Here is a 16,635-nt window from a genome sequence, read left to right as displayed (position 1 = left end):
CGCAGAAAGCGTCGAAAGACCACCCACGCGAAGCGTCGTCCGAGCGTCCACCGCACTCGCATTCACCGTGCCGTTGGCCGCCGTAATGTACGCCTGACCCCCGTTCACGTTGAGATCGCCCGCAAAGTTCGTGCCAGCAAGCGAGGAAAGACCGCCCACACGCGCGCTCCCGCTCACGTCAAGCGCGCTCGCATTGGCCGTCCCGTTGGCCGCCGTCACGTAGAACGCGCCGCTGCCAACGTTGAAGTCGCCACCAAGGTTCGCGCCGGCAAGCAAGGAAAGGCCGCCCACACGCGCGTTCCCGCTCACGTCAAGCGCACTCGCGTTGGCCGTCCCGTTCGAGGCGGTCACGAAGAAGGCGCCGGCGCCCACGTTGAGGTTGCCCGCGAGATTCACGAAGCTGGAGACGGTGAGGACCCCGCCGATACGCGCGGCTCCGCGAACGTCCACCGCGCTTGCGTTCACCGTGCCGTTGGCCGCCGTCACATACGCCTGACCGCCTCCCACGTTGAGGTCGGAGCCGACGTTGGCCGCGCCAAGCCTCGAAAGCCCACCGACCCGCACGTCGCCCGATACGTCGAACGCGCTTGCGTTGGCGGTGCCGTTGGAGGCCGTCACGAAGAACAGGCCGGGGCCGACGTTGATGTCGTCCGTCACGGAGAGCGTGCCGGCGGGCCCTTGGGGTCCTTGCGGTCCCGTGGCTCCCGTGGCTCCGGCTGCGCCAGCCGCGCCGGCGGGTCCTGCCGGTCCGCGCTCGCCGCGAAGTCCCGCGGGGCCCGCGGGCCCTTCGGGTCCCTGGGGGCCCGCCTCGCCGCGCGCGCCTGCCGGGCCGGCGGGACCGAGAAGGCCCGCGGCGGGGCTCTCGCAGACGAGCGCGCCGACGGGGCTCACGCCCTTCACGTATTGCCCGACCGGGCACGAGGCGCCCGCGAAGTTGCGAAGCGCGTCGACGTCGCCGCAGACGGGTTCCGAGGAGGCGTCGAACCCGATCACGAACTGTCCGGTGGGGCAGCGCGCGTTGGCGAGCGCCTCGGCGTTGAGGTCGCGCGTCTCGCTCGGCGTCGTGCATCCCGAGAGAACGAGGGCGCCGACGACGCCGAAGATCGCGAGAAACCTGCTTGCTCCTGCGGACGAGCGCACCATGGTTTGACCTCCCCGAATCCCGGCGGCCGGCCGGGTAGCGGCGGTCGAGCGCCGATGGAACATATCTAGTTTGCTTCGGACGGGAGCACGGGAGGCTCGGATCCTTCGGCGGGAATGTCGGGTTTCCGCCAATGCGCGACGGTTCGCGACGCCGCGGCGCCCACGCCCGCGGCGGCCAAGACGACGACCCCAAGAGCGGTCCAGATCTCGGCGGGCGCGTGCACGGCGCCCAGCCGGATCCAACCGACCCCGGCGGGCGTTTCGTCCGGAGAACCGGCCAAGGCCAGCGGCAAAAGTCCAAGCCAGGGAACCTCGCCCCGCGCCACGCCCGCGATCCATTCGGGCTCGACAGCGGGGCAATCCGGAGCGGGCTTGCCCGCGCACGTGATTCCGAGCACGGGATCGGGCCACGGGTTCATGCTCGGGTTGTCGCCTTGCGTGAGGTAGCCGCTGCGCGGCGGCTTCCAGCCGCCGTCGACGCGTTCGAGGAATCCTTTCTCGGGCCACACGATGCCGCGCGCGCCAAACGCGCACGCGCCTTCGCGGCACTCGGGACGATCGATGACCCTTGGCCACGCGAACGCGTAGGTTCGCGCCTCGCCTTCGCCTTGCACCTCGATCCACGTGAGCGCACGGTGGATCACAAGCGACCGCGTGGGGTCGCCCGCGGGCCTGTACGCGATCACCTCGCCGGGCGCGCCGTAGCGCGCGGGGCCGCCCTCGGCAAGCGTTTGGATGGGGCCCGCAGGCGCGCGCAGGAACACGACGTCGCCGGGATCGATCGTTCCCACGCGTCCCCACGTGGGCTCGTCGAATCGGTGCATCATGCTGCCGCCGCGGACGAGAAGCGGCGATCCTTCGAAGGCGGAGATTGCAAGCACGCACAGAGGCAACGCGATCAGCGCAAGGACCGTGCCTGCCAGCATGCCGCGCACGGGCGTGCCAGCCGCCGGCGAGTTCGTAAGCTTTGCTGCCGGCACGGGTCCGCGTCCCCGCGGATCGCCGAGCCACCGTGCGCGCCCTCGCTTGCGCTCGTGGATCGGTAAGAAAAAAGAAGAGCCCGGCGCGCGGGGGAGCGCGCCGGGGGGACCTTACGTGGGGCTCAGACGACGAACACGACGAAGTTGAAACTCGTGTCGGTGAGCGTCCCGGCATCATTGTAGCAGAGGACCTGGTAGTCGTCGGAGACGCTGATGCCTCCTACGCAGAATGCCTTGACGGAAAGCTGCTCGGCGGTCACGAGGATGACGTTGGAAAGACTGGCGTCGGTGCCGGTCATGTCGATCGTGTAGTCGCCGTCGCCGTTCCGCGTGGAGGTGAATCCCGAGCCGCTCAACGTCGCGCCGTTTCCCAGGATTCGGCCCGCCACGAAGTAGCTGGCCCCCCACGTCGGCACGCCGCCGACGACCTTGAGGACTTGACCGTTTGCGCCAAGCGATCCCGTGGCGTCCTGGAGCGCACCGCCCAGGCGCAGCGCGCCGGCGATCTGCACGTCACCGCTCACGTTCACGTTGCCCGTTACGTTCGCCGTTCCGTTGGAGGCCGTCACGTAGAACGCTCCACCGCCAACGTTGAGATCGCCACCCGCATTGATCCCAGAAAGCGTCGAGAGACCACCGACGCGAAGCGTCGTCCGAGCGTCCACCGCGCTCGCATTCACCGTGCCGTTTGCGGCCGTGACGTACGCTTGGCCTCCGTTCACGTTGAGATCGCCGCCAAAGTTGGATGCTGCCAACCGCGACAACCCACCGACCCGCAGGACGCCGCTCACGTCCAGCGCGCTCGCGTTGGCCGTCCCGTTCGAAGCCGTCACGTAGAACGCGCCGCCGCCGACGTTGAAGTCGCTCCCGGCGTTGATCGCAGAAAGCGTCGAAAGACCGCCAACGCGAAGCGTCGTTCGAACGTCCACCGCGCTCGCATTCGCCGTCCCGTTGGCCGCCGTGACGTAGAAGTCCTTGTTGGCTCCGACCCAGAAGTCCCCGGTCGAGTTGAGCTCGCCCGAGACAAAGACGTTGGCGAAGAACTTGTCCGCCACGTACGTCTGCACGGTGTCGAGCAGGCTCACGTTGGCAAGGAGCGGTCCGGCGGGGCCCTGCGATCCTTGCGGGCCGGTGGCGCCGGCGGCGCCGGTGGCCCCGGTGGGTCCGGCCGGGCCGCGCTCGCCGCGGGCGCCGGGAGGCCCTTCGGGTCCTTGGGGTCCGGCGGGGCCGGCCGTGCCGTTGACGCCGCGCTCGCCTTGGGGACCCGCGGGGCCGGCGAGGCCTTGCTGGCCTTGCGCGCCCGGCGGGCCGGGCGTTCCGGCGGAACACACGAGGCCCGTGGTCTCGTTGACGCCGCGGACGAACTCGCCGGCGGTGCATTCGACTTGCTGGCCCGATTGCAGGTTGAGGGTGTTCGACGTCGTCGTGGTGCATCCGGCCAAAACGACGGCCGCTGCGACCGCAAGCGTGATCTTCAACGTTGCCTGCGCTGGTTTCTTTCCGGTTGACATGGGGTCATTTCTCCGATTCGGAACGGTCTTCGGTCGGGGCGCGCGGCGCGTCGACGCGCGCGGCGATCTTATTCCACTGCCGGTACTGGGCGAGGTACGCCCGGCCCTCGGCGGTGATCCGCAAGGTACTGGTGTCTTCGATGAAACCGGCGTCCTTGAGGTCGAGAAGGTAGGCGGCAAAGCGCGAGTTGGCCACGTTGGCGCGCCGGGCAAGCTCCGTCACGCTGGGCAACGGGCCTGAGGCAAGCGCTTGGTCTACGGCGTCGAGGATCGACCCTACGACCATTGCCCGCTCCCGTCGCGCCACGCTTTCTCCTCCCCGCCGGTGCCTTGGGCACCCTGCGGCGAGCGCGCAAGCCGCGCCCGTGGGATAATCCGTCCTAGGATTCCGGGCGGAATCGGACCCGGAACCGGGTCAAATCCTGGCAAAACCGGGGCGTTTCAGTCGTCTTCCAGACGCGTTTTCGTGACGCGTCCGCAAGCGCTCGTCAATTGCGTCGGTTTTGGGTTTGCGGATCCTCGTCGGTGCGCACGGGGGTCAGGCGGTCGGTCCTGGCCACGCTCTCGGCGAGCTTCTCTCCCAGCGGCGTGAGCCGGTAGTACACCCAGGCACCCGGCAATCCTTCGACGGCTCCCTTGTGCGTGCGGACGAGAACCGGCGGGGCAAGCCCGGCCTGGGCCTTCCATCCGGGAACGTACAAGTCGAGCTTCTGGACCGCCGACTCGTTGAGCTGCTGGGCAAACTCGGAGACGCGCTTCACGCTCACGCCGGTCTGCTCTGCCAGGCGCTTTTGCGTAAGCCGCGGCTCGCCGGGACGATCCTGCCCCGCGCTTGAGTGACGAAGCGCAAGGATGAGCACCTTCCAGGCCGGCGTGGGGGGATTCACGCCGATGAGCGGGGTGCTTGCGCCCACGAGGATCGGCGGGGAGGATGGCGCAGGCGCCGGGGCGGCGGCCGCCGCGGGCGGACCCGGCAGCGTCCCGGCGTCGTGGGACGCAAGCCCCGGACGCCACGCTTCCAGCGCGGCAAGGACGAGGAGGCCCGCGGCAAGCCCAAGGCCAAGGTCGGCGCCGTGGGGAACGCCGCCTTGCACGAGCAGGAACCACAGCGCGACCGACGCTCCGCCGGCGGCGGCAAGAGCCCGGGCCAAGAGCGCGGGAACCTTGTCGCGGGCAAGCCCCGCGCAAACGAGGATGGGGCGGACGAGCGCAAGCGTGACGAGGTTCACGGCCATGAGAAGGCCCACCGGTTTCCCGGTGATGGCGATCTCCGCGGCCGCAAGCACGGGACCCAGCGCAAGCACGGGCAACGCGACCGACACGCCCGGGGCCCGAGGGTCGCGCAACAGCCGCGCGCCTGCTGCAAGACTTGCGAGCAGCAGGCCCAGGAGCGCCACCGCGTTGGGAAGTTCCCACGCCAGGACTTCGCCGGCAAGCGCGGGCTCGAGGCGGTGCAGGCCCGAAGCGCCAAAGTACAGCGCGCGGGGGAGGAACGCAAGCGCGATCCAACGTTCGCGCTCGCTTCCGACCGACAGAATCCAGCCAAAGGCGCCAAGCGCCGCGTAGTACGGGATCGCGCGAAGCCACACGTCGGATTGGTTCTCCGCAAGCGCGATCGAAGGGAACGCGACGGCCGCGACGGCGTGGAGCGCGCCCACGCCAAGCAGCGCGTAGGCGACGCGCGCGCCCCGCTCGGTCCCGTTGCGCGCGGCAAGGAACGCGACGAGCAGGGCGGCCGTCGGAACGTCAAGCGCGTAGCGCAAGAGGAACAGGCTCCGGTACGTCTCGTACCCCGCGTACCCCGCGGCCTCCAGGAGCGCGATCGCGGTCACGCCGGCGTTCAGAAGGAACAGCGTGGCGAGGATGCGGCGCGCCAGCGCGTTTGGCTCGCGCACGTGAAGCAGGACGGCGGCCACGCCGACTTGGAAGAAGAAATAGAGATACAGCAGGCCCACGGGCGCAAGCATGTCTCACCGGCGTCGTTCGGCGGACGAGCCCCGAACGTTCGAGCGGCAGTGCTCAACGCTTGTATTTATCAGCTTCGGAGAAGGGCCGAGCGAGGGTTCTTTGGACCCGGCGAGACGAAGCGGCCTATCGGCGGCCGGCTTCCCCCGCCTCCACGACGCCCTGCCAGTGCGCTTCCTGCGCCTCCGGCGGGGAACCCAAGCGCCGGCGCAGCCAGAGCGTGGAGACGACGGCGATGCAAAGCGCCGCCGCGCCGGCGATCACAAGCGGCACCTCGCTTGCCGGGAGGATTCCAAGCACGTGCGAGCGGGCCTTCCATTCCTCGAAGAAGCCGGGCTGCTTGGAAAGCGCGATGGGCGCCACGCCCGGGCGCGCCTTCGGAACCGCGTGGGTGACGACAAGCGCCTCGCCGTCGAGGCGGTAGTCGACGCTTCCCGTGCCCGACGGGCGCGCGAGGATCGTCCAGCCGCCCGGCGCAAGCTTGCGGTCCACGTCCGCCTCGATGTGCGTGGAGCCCGACCACGGACCGATCGTCTCGCGGCCGTTTGTGAGCACGACGCTGAAGGAGACGGCTCCGCTCCATCGGAAGGCGAAGGAGAGGGAGGTGGTGCCGGCGGGGACGTGGACGGGAATCTCGACCTCGCTTGCGCGCGAGGAGGGCGCGCCGTTGTTGGCGACGACCATGCCGTTTACGACCTTCGCGCTGCCCGCGGACGAGAACGGGACACGCTCCACGATCTCGCGCGCGCCCTCGCCGATCACAAGCGTGATGGCCGCCGTCGCGTCCACGAACCCGTGGCCCGTCTCGGAGTCGGGGCCCCGCGCGCCGCGGTCGATCGCCGTGCGAACGAGCGCGTCCTTGACCTGCGCGGGCGTGAGGGCCGAATTGGCCTGCAGGAGGAGCGCGGCGATGCCGGCCACGTGGGGCGTGGCCATGCTCGTGCCGCTCATCGTGGTGTAGTAGCGGCCCGCGTCGCCCGAGCCGGGCTTCTGCGTGCTGCGCGCGCTCGTGATCGAGGAGCCCGGCGCCACGACGTCGGGCTTCGTCCACGGCGCGTGGTTGCCGTTGCGGTCGATGGCCGGTCCGCGCGAGGAGTACGGCTCGATCGATCCCGCGTCGTCGGTCGCGCCCACCGTGATGACGTTCGGGTTCATCGCCTCGACCGTGAGGCTTGCGGCGCCGTCGGCGCCGCGGTTGCCGGCCGAGAAGACGACGACGATGCCGTTTCGCACGAGCGCGTCGCTTGCGCGGATGAGCGCGTCGTCGGGATCGTAGCGCGCGTCCTGCTTCTCGCGGCCCCACGAGTTCGTGACGACGCGGATGCCAAGCGGCACGAAGTGGTCGTGGATCCACTCGAAGGCGCGGATCGCGTTTGTGGTGGTGAAGCTCGTCGAGATGTCGATGCCCACGATGGAGGCCGAGGGCGCCATGCCCGCGTGCTGCTGGCCGGGCGATCCGGCGCCCGTGCCCGCGGCCACGCCGGCGATGTGCGTGCCGTGACCGTCCGGGTCCTCGCCCGCGTCGACGACGCCCTGCGAGGAGACGCGAACGGCGCGGCGGACCTTGCCCTCGAAGGCGGGGTGCGAGGCGTCGAGGCCCGAGTCGACGACGGCGATCGTGACGCCGCGTCCGTCGTAGCCGGAGTCCCACAGGTGCGGGCCCACGCTCACGGCGGCGCGGGAGCTTGCAAGGTGGAGCGTGAGCGGCTCGTCGACGCCGATCCAGGCGACCTCGGGCATCGCGCGGAGGACGGAAAGCGCGTGGGCGGGTCCCTCCACGCGCGCGACGCCGGCAAAGTCGAACCGCTCGAGAAGGGCAAAGGGCGCCGGCAGGGAGTTGGGCACGGCGCCGTGGAAGCTCACGAGGTACTCCTGCCGGGGCGCCGTGTCGGCGGCGGCAAGGGGCGCCAGAAGGAGCGGAACGAGCAGGGCGATCGCGCGAGCGCGCACGCCCCTCTCTTCTCTGTTTCAAGAGGCCTATATGGGCCAGCGAGGAGCCCTCGTCCGCGAGAGCAATCCGGGCGGGGGCCTTCCTTGGCGAAACGGGGATGCGCCCGAGCGTCCCCGGGAACCGGGGGCCCAGGGGAAGTTGGGCGCAGGGCGGACCGGTTCGGGGGCGCGGCGCGCAGGTTCGAGCGCCACGAGCGCCAAGGCTGCGATGAATGATCATCGCAACCCGAAAAACGGTGATCAGCTTCGTTCGGCCACGATCTCGGCCGGCTCGGCCGCGTGGTCGCCGGCGGAGGGCGCCGGCGGCTCGGGCGGGTGCCCGTTTTGGCGCGCAAGCGAGGCGCGCACCTCGGGACGCAGCGTGATGTCGTAGTGCCCGTTGCGCTTCTCCATGGTGATCGCGCCGTAGGCCTGGAGCTTCTGCAGGTGCCACATGATGGTGGGCACGGACACCTCCAGGCGCTTGGCGATGTTGAAGGGAACGAGGTTGGGCTCGGCGTCGATGAGCTTGAGGATGGCCACGACGCGCGCGCGTTTCACGAGCGGTTCGAGGCGCCGGTTCACGTCCTGGAATTGGCTTGCGGTGTAGTAGCGCACGACGCGGCCGTCGCGCTTGGCGAGCACGGCTCCGGACTCCTCGAGGATCTTCAGGTGGTACGAGACGGTCGAGTGGCTCAGGCCCACCTCGCGCGAGAGCTCGGTGATGATGGCGCCCGAGGTGCCCTCGATGAGCCCATACAGCTTGCGTCGGACTTCGTTCCGGAAGACGCGCGCGTTCACAGGAAAGTGCCTCCCAAATGCGAGGCGATCGCCGCCTCCGCCCCTTCGTTAGATTGGCTGTATAAATACCTATTCACGATGCGCTATTCGGAAGGCGCGTAGGCGTCTAGGCGACGGTGCGCTCCGGCACCGTGACGGGCATCGCGGCGGCCGGCGCAAGCGTCCGCGCAAGCTGCGCCTGGGGCGTGCTCGCGGCGGCGAGGATCCGGTCGACGGGTCCGGAGAGATCGTGACCGCCCTCGGCCGAGAGCTTCTCGCGAAGCGGCGCAAGGAGCGTGCGCAGGCGGGACGCGTCGGCGTAGAGGTAGCCGTTCCGGCCTTCGCGGCTCTCGAGGACAAAGCCCGCTTCGAACAGGCGCTTCAGGTGCCAGTTGATCGTGGTGGGCGTGACGCCAAGGCGGATCGCAAGCTCCGAGCGGTAGGTCCACGGCTTGTCGAGGATGGCTTCGAGAACGCGCACCGTCTCGCCGCTTTGGAGGATGGGGACGGCCGCGCGCTCCTCGGGCGTGAACCGCCCGCCGTTCTTGTAGTAGCGGATGCGGTTGCCGTCGTCCTCGGCGACGACCATGCGCGCGCCAAGGAGGCGGTCGAGGTGGTAGGCGGCCGTGCTGTGGGAGACGCGGGACTGGCTTGCGATGTCCTGGATGCAGAGGCCGGGGCTCGCCAGCACGACGTCGTAGATCGTCTTGCGCGTGGCGTTCGTGAGCGTCTCGTTTCCGCGCAGGCGGTGGTAGAGCAGGATCGCGGCAAGCGCGGCGACGAGGCTTCCCGCGACGGCGGCGGGCAGCAGGCCCGGAAGCGTGGCGGCCGCCGGCGGCGGCGCTCGCGTCGGGGCGTCGCCGTCCGATTGCGTCGTGGCGGAGAGCTGCTCGGAGCGGACGGCGTCGGGCTTGGGCGCCGTCGGCGGGCTTGCGCGCGGTGACTCGGGGCGCGCGTCGGTGGCGACGGGCGCCGCGTCCGATTGGAAGTCGAGCGGGGCGGGGGCGCCTTGGACGACGTCCTGGACGAGCCCGCCGGGGAAGTCGTTGGGATCGCGCGTGGTGGAGGGAACGGGGTCGCTCTCGACGTGGGAAGGTTTGGCGGTGGCCTTGACGGAGGGCGCAAGGCCGCCCGATCCGGACGAGACCTCGGACGTGTCCACCTGCTGCGAGGGCAGGCTCCCGGCGTCGCTTGCGCCGTCGGCGAGGGGGGCGGGCACGTTCACCCCGTCCTCGTGGTGCCAGAGGTTGTTCAGAGGCGGGTATCGCTCCCCGACCTCGTCGAGGACGAACCAGTCCACGTCCCAGGCGACGTTGACGTATTGGAATTCGGTTGCTTGGGCAACACCCGTACCCAAGACGGCAACGACGGCAACAGCGAGCGCAAAGCTTCGCATCTTGTCCCTCAACTACGGACAGCCGCCGGCGAGCGGCCAACCCGACCACCCGCTCGTTCCCCTAAGGCGACATAAGGATTGCTGCGCGCCCCATGACCTGGACCCGTTCGAAGGACGCCCGGAGGGTTGAAATGGGTCCTTCCGGCCTTCGGACGCCCTTGCCCCATTTGAGGGGCGCGACACGACGGGGTGGACACGCCGCGCGGGCGCAGGGAGGTTTTCCACCGATATCCTCGGCACCGGGACCCCACGAGCGTCAGCAGTCCACGGTGAGGCTGCTCACTTCCGTGCCTCGCCCGGTCTCCGTGGCGAAGTTGAACCCGGCCATCTTCCGAGTGCGAGGTCCAGCACCTCCGACCCCGAGGGACAATGCCTCATCGTAGCCGGCGGCTCCCTGCGCCGCTCGGCAGCCGCCCCCGCCGCGTAAGCCCCCGCGTATCGGCCGTTTCGGGTGACAGGGAAGGCCTAGCTCCCCGGCTTAGCCGCGCCTGGCCTCTGGGACAAGCAGCGCATGGAAACGATGCGGCCGCCCCTATATAGAGACACGCTTCGACCGGGCGGGCCTCAGAGGGAGGGCGCGGCAAGCGGCATGGGTTGGGACGCCGCCTCGGCGGGAAGCGTGCGACCGGCCAGGCGGGAGAGGCGCTCGCGCGTGGCGTCGTCGAAGGCCTCGGCCTTCGCAAGGAGCTTTGGGACGAGCACGGCCAGGCGGTCGTGCGCCGGGTAGATGGGAGCGCGGCGGCCCTCGCGCTCCTCGCGCACGAGACCGCACTCGAAGAGCTTGCGCAGGTACCAGTTGAGCGTCGTGGTCGAGACGCCCATCTGCGCGGCAAGCTCGGCGCGGTGCGCGGCGGGGCGCTCGACGATGCGCTCAAGCAGCGTGACGGCCGCGACGTTCTGGAGGACGGGAAGCGCGGCGCGCTCGTCGCGATCGAAGCGGCCGCCGTTCTGGTAGAACCGGACCTTGTTCCCGTCGGGGTTCGACACGATCATGTCGCTCTCCGAGAGAAGAGCGAGATGGTACGTGGCCGTCGAGTGGGAGACGCCCGCCTCGCGCGCGACGCCCTGCACGGTGATGCCAGGCGAGCTCGCGACGGCGTCGTAGATGCGCTTGCGCACGCCGTTCTCGAGGATGCCGGTGCGCGCCAGGCGATGGTAGAGCAGGAGCGCCGGCAGCAGGCCCAGCAGGAGGGCGACGGCAAGCGACGGGAGCACGCCGTCGACCGGAGCGGCCAACGGAGCGGACGATTGGGTCACGCCCTGCGCGGGCTCGCGGCCCACGGGCGACGGCGGGGACGCCGAACCGAGCACGCGCTCGCCGGTGGCCGCGCGGGCCGCGGGGGCGGCGCCGGACTGGATCGGTCCCGGATCGGCGGGCTCAAGGGACGCCGCGCCGGCCGCAAGCGAGGCGGCCAGGGCCGCCGCGCTGGTACGTCCCGCGCCCGGTGGGCTGTAGGTGCAGTCGGCCGGCTGCGCAAGCGAGACGTCGCAAGCGAGGTTGGGGAGGTCGTCGGTCCCGTCGAACGGAACGAGCTCGCCAAGCAGCCACAGGCGCGAGGAGGCTTCCTTCCAAAGGAGGCCCGCGTCGCGCAGGACGTCGACCTGCGCCAGGACGGCGCCGGGGTTGGGCTGGCCGCCGTCGAGGCCGGAGGGCCACAGCACGATCCATTGGCTGTTCGTCGTGCGCTCCTCGACGACGATGCCCTCGGGCGTCGCTCGGACGCGGATCGGGTTCGAGACGGCGGGGGCTTCGATGGGGCCCTCGACGATCTCGTCGAGCGGCGCGGGAGGATCGACGGGTCCCGTCGGCGGAACCTCGGGCTCCTCCTCGCGCGGCGGATCGTCCGCGGGGGTCGCGCTCGCGCACTCGTGGTTCGTCTGGTAGGTGAGTCCCAGCGACCCCGCGAGCGAAGCTGCCGAGCACTCGGCGGCGCGGATCTGTTCGATGACGTAGGGGATTCCAAGGGGCTGCCCGCTGTTGGAGGTGCTCTGGGGCGAAGCTCCGGAGGAGCCGCTCGTTTGTTGCGGCGAAAGATTCGGCGCTTCGCCGGCGACGCTCCGGACGGTGCCCACCGTGGCCTCCGTCACCGGCGCGCAAAGGGCAAGCGCCAGCGCTGAGGCAAACAAAAGCGCTCCCAGCCCCACGTACGATTGCAAACGCCTACGCACTCCCACCTGCCCCAAGGGGGTTCCCTTGGGCTCAGGCGCGCTGGATAACGCGCCCGAGGCGGCGGGCAAGGCTCGTTCTAGACCCTTAAATATTTTTTCCTCGCGAAGGCGTGCAATTTTCCGGAGATCGGCTGAATTCGCAGGGGGTAGGAGACCGGGGCGGAGCGCCGCCCCGGCGGTGCGTGTCGATCAGGCCGTCACAAGGACGGGCTCGGCCGGGCGCGCAGGCTCGATCGCAAGCGTCGTGGGCAGCGCGCCGGGCGCCTTCTCCTCGATGGAGGCAAGCGCCTTGGCCAGAAGCTCCTTGTCCGCGTAGAGGTAGCTCACGCGTCCCTCGCGGACCTCGCGCACAAGGCCCAGCGCAAGAAGGCGCTTCAGGTGCCAGTTCACCGTGGGCGTGGAAACGCCAAGCTGCGCGGCGACCTCGGCGCGGTAGCACCAGGGGTTGTCGGCGACCGTCTGCAGGACGCGCATGGCCTCCTCGTTGCGCAGGACGGGGATGACCTCGCGCTCCACGAGCGACCACGAGCCGACCGTGTAGTAGCAGATGCGGTTGCCGTCGCGCGAGCTCGTGACGAGCCCTTCGCGCACCAGGCGCGAGAGGTGGTAGACCGCCGTCGAGTAGCTGACCTCGCTGCGCTTTCCGATCTCGCGCGCGGTGAGACCGGGGACGCCGCGCACGAGCTCGTACACCTTGGCGCGCGTCGCGTGGTCGAGCGACGACTCGCGGCGCATGCGGCTGTAGAGCGCGGGCAGCAGGAGCGCAAGCGAGAGCGCCGCGACGCCGGCGACGACCTCCATGGGAAGCTCGCCGCCAGCGGTGGGCGCCGGCGCCGGGCCGCCGATGGAGTTCGTCTCGACGTGGTGCGTGGCAAGCGGGTTCCAGCCGTTGCGCTGGGGCCCGCGGAACTCGTCCTGCACGTAGCCGGGCGGGGGCGCGTCGCCAAGCGCGTAGCTGGGGCGCCGGTCCTCGACGGAGCGCAGGAAGCCCTCGAGCGCGGCGCGCTCGAAGAGCGCGGGGTCCAGGAGCAGGATGCGGTCGGAGGCGCCCTCGTCGCCCAGAAGGCCCGGCGCGACGCCGGCCGAGAGCTTGGCGCCCGTGCCGCTTGTCGCCTCGCTCAGGGGCTGCGCCTCCTCCGGCATGGCGTCGCGCGCCTCGGGGGGCGGCTGCGCCTGCGAGGAGTCGACCTCGGCGACCGGGCCGGGCCCGCTCGTCCGGATCTCCTGGTCGTCGCTTCCGGGGGGCCAGGGCGCCTGGGCGGGGTCTTGTCCGGAGGGCCCGGCCGCAAGGCCGCTCTCGTCGGAGTACGCGTTCGCGTGCTCGCCGCCGGGGGCGCCCGCCTCGTGCCACGATTGCACGGCGGACGTCGCCGGGTTGGCGGCGGCGACCATCGGCACCTCGCGCGAGCTCTCGATCGGGACCTCGCCGGCCGGCGTCGACACGCCGCCTTCCACCAGAAGTTCGTTCGTGCCGCCGAGCACCGAGGCGCCCGGCAGCAAAAGCGCGCAGACGACGGCCATAGCCGCCGCGCGTCCAAGCCATTCCGTGTTCGTCATGTGCCTCATCTCCTACCCACCCTTACGCGCCTCGCGCGTAGACCTCCCAGGGACCCGTCGGCTCGGGGGCCGATCCGGAGACCCAGCCAAGAAGCGTGAGCGCGCCTGCGCGCATGGGAAGCGGCGTGAGGCTGTTGGAGATCGTCGCGTTCGTGTAGCGCGTGGCTCCGCAGCCCGAACCAAACTGGAACTGCCCGATCTGCTGCTTGCCGCCGAGGAAATAGTTGCAGCTCTTCTCGGCGTACGTGCCGTTCGAGTCGACAAGGCGCATCGTGATGGTGCCCGTGAACGAGGAGCCGCGGATGCCGATCTCGAGGTTGCCCGGCTGCGCCGAGAACGAGACCGAGCAGCTGCGCCGATCGATCGACGTCGTGTGGAAGGTGGCGGTGCCGCCGCAGTTGGCAAGGTCGCCCGAGGATCCGCCGGAGAGGGGGACCGGGGAGGTCGGGGGGAGCAGCGGAACGACGGTGCGGGCGTCTTCCCAGAGGCCCGCTTGGGCGTCGGGGGCTACGGCAAAGCATACGGCAAGGGCCACGGCAAGGGCCATCGGTACGGCGGATCGCATGGTGGGCAACACCCGGAGCCCCCCGGCGAAGGGGCGACCGTCCGTTCCCGTGAAGGGTATTAACGGTGTCCCCGTCACCGGGGTGGGTGACGGGGGTCGTGCTCCGGCGTCCGTCCGGCCTCGGCGGCTTGGGAAAGACGCGCGAGGTCGGCCAAGGCGGCGTCCAGCCGCTCGCGGGTCGCCGCCGCCTCGCCCAGCAGGCGCTCGCGCTCGGCGTCCCAGTTGTGGTGCTCGCTGCGATCGCGGCAGATCTTGACGTACCCGCTCGCGGAGGCGTCGGCGGCCCGGACCAAGCTTGTCACGCCCGTGGCCCAAAACCGCGTGCCGTCCTTGCGGAGCATCCAGGTGTCGTCGCTTGCCTCGCCATGCGCGCGTGCACGCGCAAGCTCGTCCTGCGCCGCGCCACGCGCGCGCGCTTCGGGCGGGAACAGCACGTCCGAGGGGCGGCCCAGGATCTCCTCCGGCGCATACCCGAACACGCGTTGCGCTCCCGTGTTCCACGACGTGATCGTTCCCCGGGCGTCGATCGCGAGGATGGCAAAGTCGCGCGCGGACTCCACGACGCGGCGGTACCGCTCCTCGGACTCGGAGAGCGCGCGCTGCGCGCGCCGCGCCTCGGTGAGGTCCTGGACGACCTTGACAAAGCCGGTCACGGCGCCGTTCTCGCGCACCGGGCGGATCGTGCAGTTCGCCAGGAACCGGCTCCCGTCCTTCCGCACGAGGGCCACCTCGCCCGCAAAGCGCCCTTCGCGCAGCGCGGCTTCAAGCTCGGCGGCGGGAAGGCCGGCCTCGCGCGCGGCCCGGCCAAAGAGGATCGCGGCGGGACGATCGAGGATCTCGGCGGCTTCCCAGCCGAAGAGGCGCTGCGCCCCGGAGCTCCACGACCGGACGAGGCCCTCGGGCGAGAGCGTGAGGAGCCCGAAGTCCTGGGCATGGTCCACAAGCGTGCGGTAGCGAGCTTCGCTTGCGCGAAGCTCCCGCTCGGCGCGGCCCCGCTCGATGGCCTGGGCAAGGACGTTTGCAACCGACTGGAGGAAGCTCACGTCGTCGCGCGTGAAGGACCGGCGCTCCTTCGTGTGGGCCCCAAGCACCCCCCAGGGGTCGCCCGACGCGCCGCGGATCACGCAGCTAAGCCCGCTTACGACGCCGTGCTCCCGGAGGAGGGCCGGGCCGCGGAACCTCGGCTCCGTGCGGAGGTCCTCCACGACGACGGGAGCGTCGGAGAGAAGCGTGTAGCCCGCTTGCGAGTCGCGCCCGACGGGCACGATGGCGTGGCCGACGAGTCCGGATCGCCATCCCACGCCGGCCCGCAGCAGCACGCCCGAGCGATCGGGACGAAGCTCGAGGACCTTCGCGTACTCGACCCCAAGGTGGTCGGCAAGGAACCGCACGGCGCGATCGAAGAGGCTCTCCAAGGCCTCGCCGCCCAGCGCGGCCGATCCAAGCCGCGCGACGGCCGCCTGCTGGGCGGCCCGCCGCGCGGCCTCCTCCTGCGCTCGGACGCGCTCGCTTACGTCCCGAAGCGTGGTCACGAACACGGGCCCGCCGCGCCGATGGATGCGGCGGCCGCGGTTCTCGATCCAGCGGTGCTGGCCGTCTGCGGTCCGGATCCGGGCCGTGAACTCGACCGTTTCGCCGGTCGTGGCGCGCTCGAAGGCCTTGCGCGAGGCGGGCAGGTCGTCCTCGTGGACGTACGCGAAGAGATCGTGACCCAGCAGCTGGTCGGCCTCGTACCCGAGCACGCGCAGCGCCGAGGGGCTCGCGTAGAAGACGAGGCCCTGGGGGTCGAGCAGCAGGAGGAGGTCGCTCGTGTGGTCGGCAAGGAGCCGGAAGAGATCCTCGCTCTCCTGGAGCCGCTGCGCGTATTCCTCTGCGCGCCCGCGCGCTTGGCGCTCGGCCTCCAGGAGGCGCTCGCGGTCGATCGAAACGGCGACGCGGAGGGCGGCCGTCTGCAACAGTTCGCGCTCGTGCTCGCGGAAGCGGCGTTCGGACTTCGATCCGACCGCGAGCACGCCCACGACCTTGCCGCCTGCCACCAGGGGGACGCCAAAGAGCGAGCGGACGCCCGCGGCGCGGAGCCGCGGGTGGAACGCTTCGGCCACCTTCGCCTCCTCGATCTCGCTCGGCCGCTGCTCGGCCGCGATGCGCCCGGCAAAGCCCGCGCCCCAGGGAATGCGGAAGCCGACCTCCTCCGGGATTCCGGAGGCCGCGCGCACGACAAGCTCGTCGCCCTCGACCAGGAGCACGGCGCACGTGTCCGCGCGCATGAGCGTGCGCGCTCGTTCCACGATGCCCGACAGCAGCTGCGGCAGGGGAAGCGGCGAGAGGGCGACGTCCGTGAGCGACTTCAGGTCGGCAAGCTCGCGCGCGCGCTCCTCCGTCTCGTGCCGGGACGCTTCGAGGTCGGCGACGAGCCGGGCGTTCTCGATCGCCACGCCCATGCGTCGGGCAAGCTCGCGCGCAAGGTCGATGTCCTGCGTGTCGAGCGGGCGCGCGCCGGAGGCGGCGCCCAGCGTGACGACCCCCAGGAGTCCCGATCGCCCCGGGATCGGGACGCAGAGGAGGCCTTCGATGGCGCGATCGCGAAGCCACGCCGCTTCCGCAGGCGTGGAGGCGGCCGCGTCCCGGCCGCCTCCACGC

12 protein-coding genes and 1 other RNA gene are annotated in these 16,635 nt (G+C 70.8%); all 13 read right to left on the bottom strand.

Going from position 1 to position 16,635, the window contains the following annotated elements:
- On the bottom strand, positions 1-1,143 hold a 1,143-nt coding region (locus VM681_04685; GenBank protein HVL87293.1), incomplete at its 3' end, for a hypothetical protein.
- 65 nt (positions 1,144-1,208) lie between these two features.
- Entirely contained in the window at positions 1,209-2,123 is a 915-nt protein-coding gene (locus tag VM681_04680; protein ID HVL87292.1) for a hypothetical protein, read from the bottom strand.
- A 122-nt stretch (positions 2,124-2,245) separates the two neighbouring features.
- Positions 2,246-3,634, bottom strand: coding sequence for a hypothetical protein (locus VM681_04675; protein ID HVL87291.1), 1,389 nt, complete (start codon positions 3,632-3,634; stop codon positions 2,246-2,248).
- A 4-nt stretch (positions 3,635-3,638) separates the two neighbouring features.
- Entirely contained in the window at positions 3,639-3,941 is a 303-nt protein-coding gene (locus tag VM681_04670; GenBank protein ID HVL87290.1) for a winged helix-turn-helix domain-containing protein, read from the bottom strand.
- 181 nt (positions 3,942-4,122) lie between these two features.
- Complete coding sequence (locus VM681_04665; protein HVL87289.1) at positions 4,123-5,601, bottom strand: hypothetical protein; 1,479 nt, start codon at positions 5,599-5,601, stop codon at positions 4,123-4,125.
- A gap of 124 nt (positions 5,602-5,725) precedes the next feature.
- Positions 5,726-7,549: a S8 family serine peptidase gene (locus VM681_04660; protein HVL87288.1), complete on the bottom strand. Its 1,824-nt coding sequence runs from the start codon at positions 7,547-7,549 to the stop codon at positions 5,726-5,728.
- A gap of 240 nt (positions 7,550-7,789) precedes the next feature.
- Positions 7,790-8,329, bottom strand: coding sequence for a helix-turn-helix domain-containing protein (locus tag VM681_04655; protein HVL87287.1), 540 nt, complete (start codon positions 8,327-8,329; stop codon positions 7,790-7,792).
- 106 nt (positions 8,330-8,435) lie between these two features.
- A complete protein-coding gene (locus VM681_04650) occupies positions 8,436-9,665 on the bottom strand; it encodes a winged helix-turn-helix transcriptional regulator (GenBank protein ID HVL87286.1) in 1,230 nt (409 codons plus the stop codon).
- 212 nt (positions 9,666-9,877) lie between these two features.
- An RNA gene (gene ffs, locus VM681_04645) (signal recognition particle sRNA) lies at positions 9,878-10,193 on the bottom strand.
- Between the two features lie 75 nt (positions 10,194-10,268).
- A complete protein-coding gene (locus VM681_04640; GenBank protein ID HVL87285.1) occupies positions 10,269-11,861 on the bottom strand; it encodes a helix-turn-helix domain-containing protein in 1,593 nt (530 codons plus the stop codon).
- Between the two features lie 201 nt (positions 11,862-12,062).
- Positions 12,063-13,430 carry a winged helix-turn-helix transcriptional regulator gene (locus VM681_04635; GenBank protein ID HVL87284.1) on the bottom strand — a complete coding sequence of 456 codons (1,368 nt, stop codon included), beginning with the start codon at positions 13,428-13,430 and terminating at the stop codon, positions 12,063-12,065.
- Positions 13,431-13,452: 22 nt separating this feature from the next.
- Complete coding sequence (locus VM681_04630; protein HVL87283.1) at positions 13,453-13,995, bottom strand: hypothetical protein; 543 nt, start codon at positions 13,993-13,995, stop codon at positions 13,453-13,455.
- 74 nt (positions 13,996-14,069) lie between these two features.
- The coding region (locus tag VM681_04625) for a PAS domain S-box protein (protein HVL87282.1) at positions 14,070-16,635 on the bottom strand (2,566 nt) is incomplete at its 5' end.

This window comes from Candidatus Thermoplasmatota archaeon (genome assembly GCA_035541015.1).
In the GTDB taxonomy this organism is placed as follows: domain Archaea; phylum Thermoplasmatota; class SW-10-69-26; order JACQPN01; family JAIVGT01; genus DATLFM01.
The sequence above is the reverse complement of the archived record's forward strand: the minus strand, read 5'-3'. Positions and strand labels throughout refer to the sequence as shown.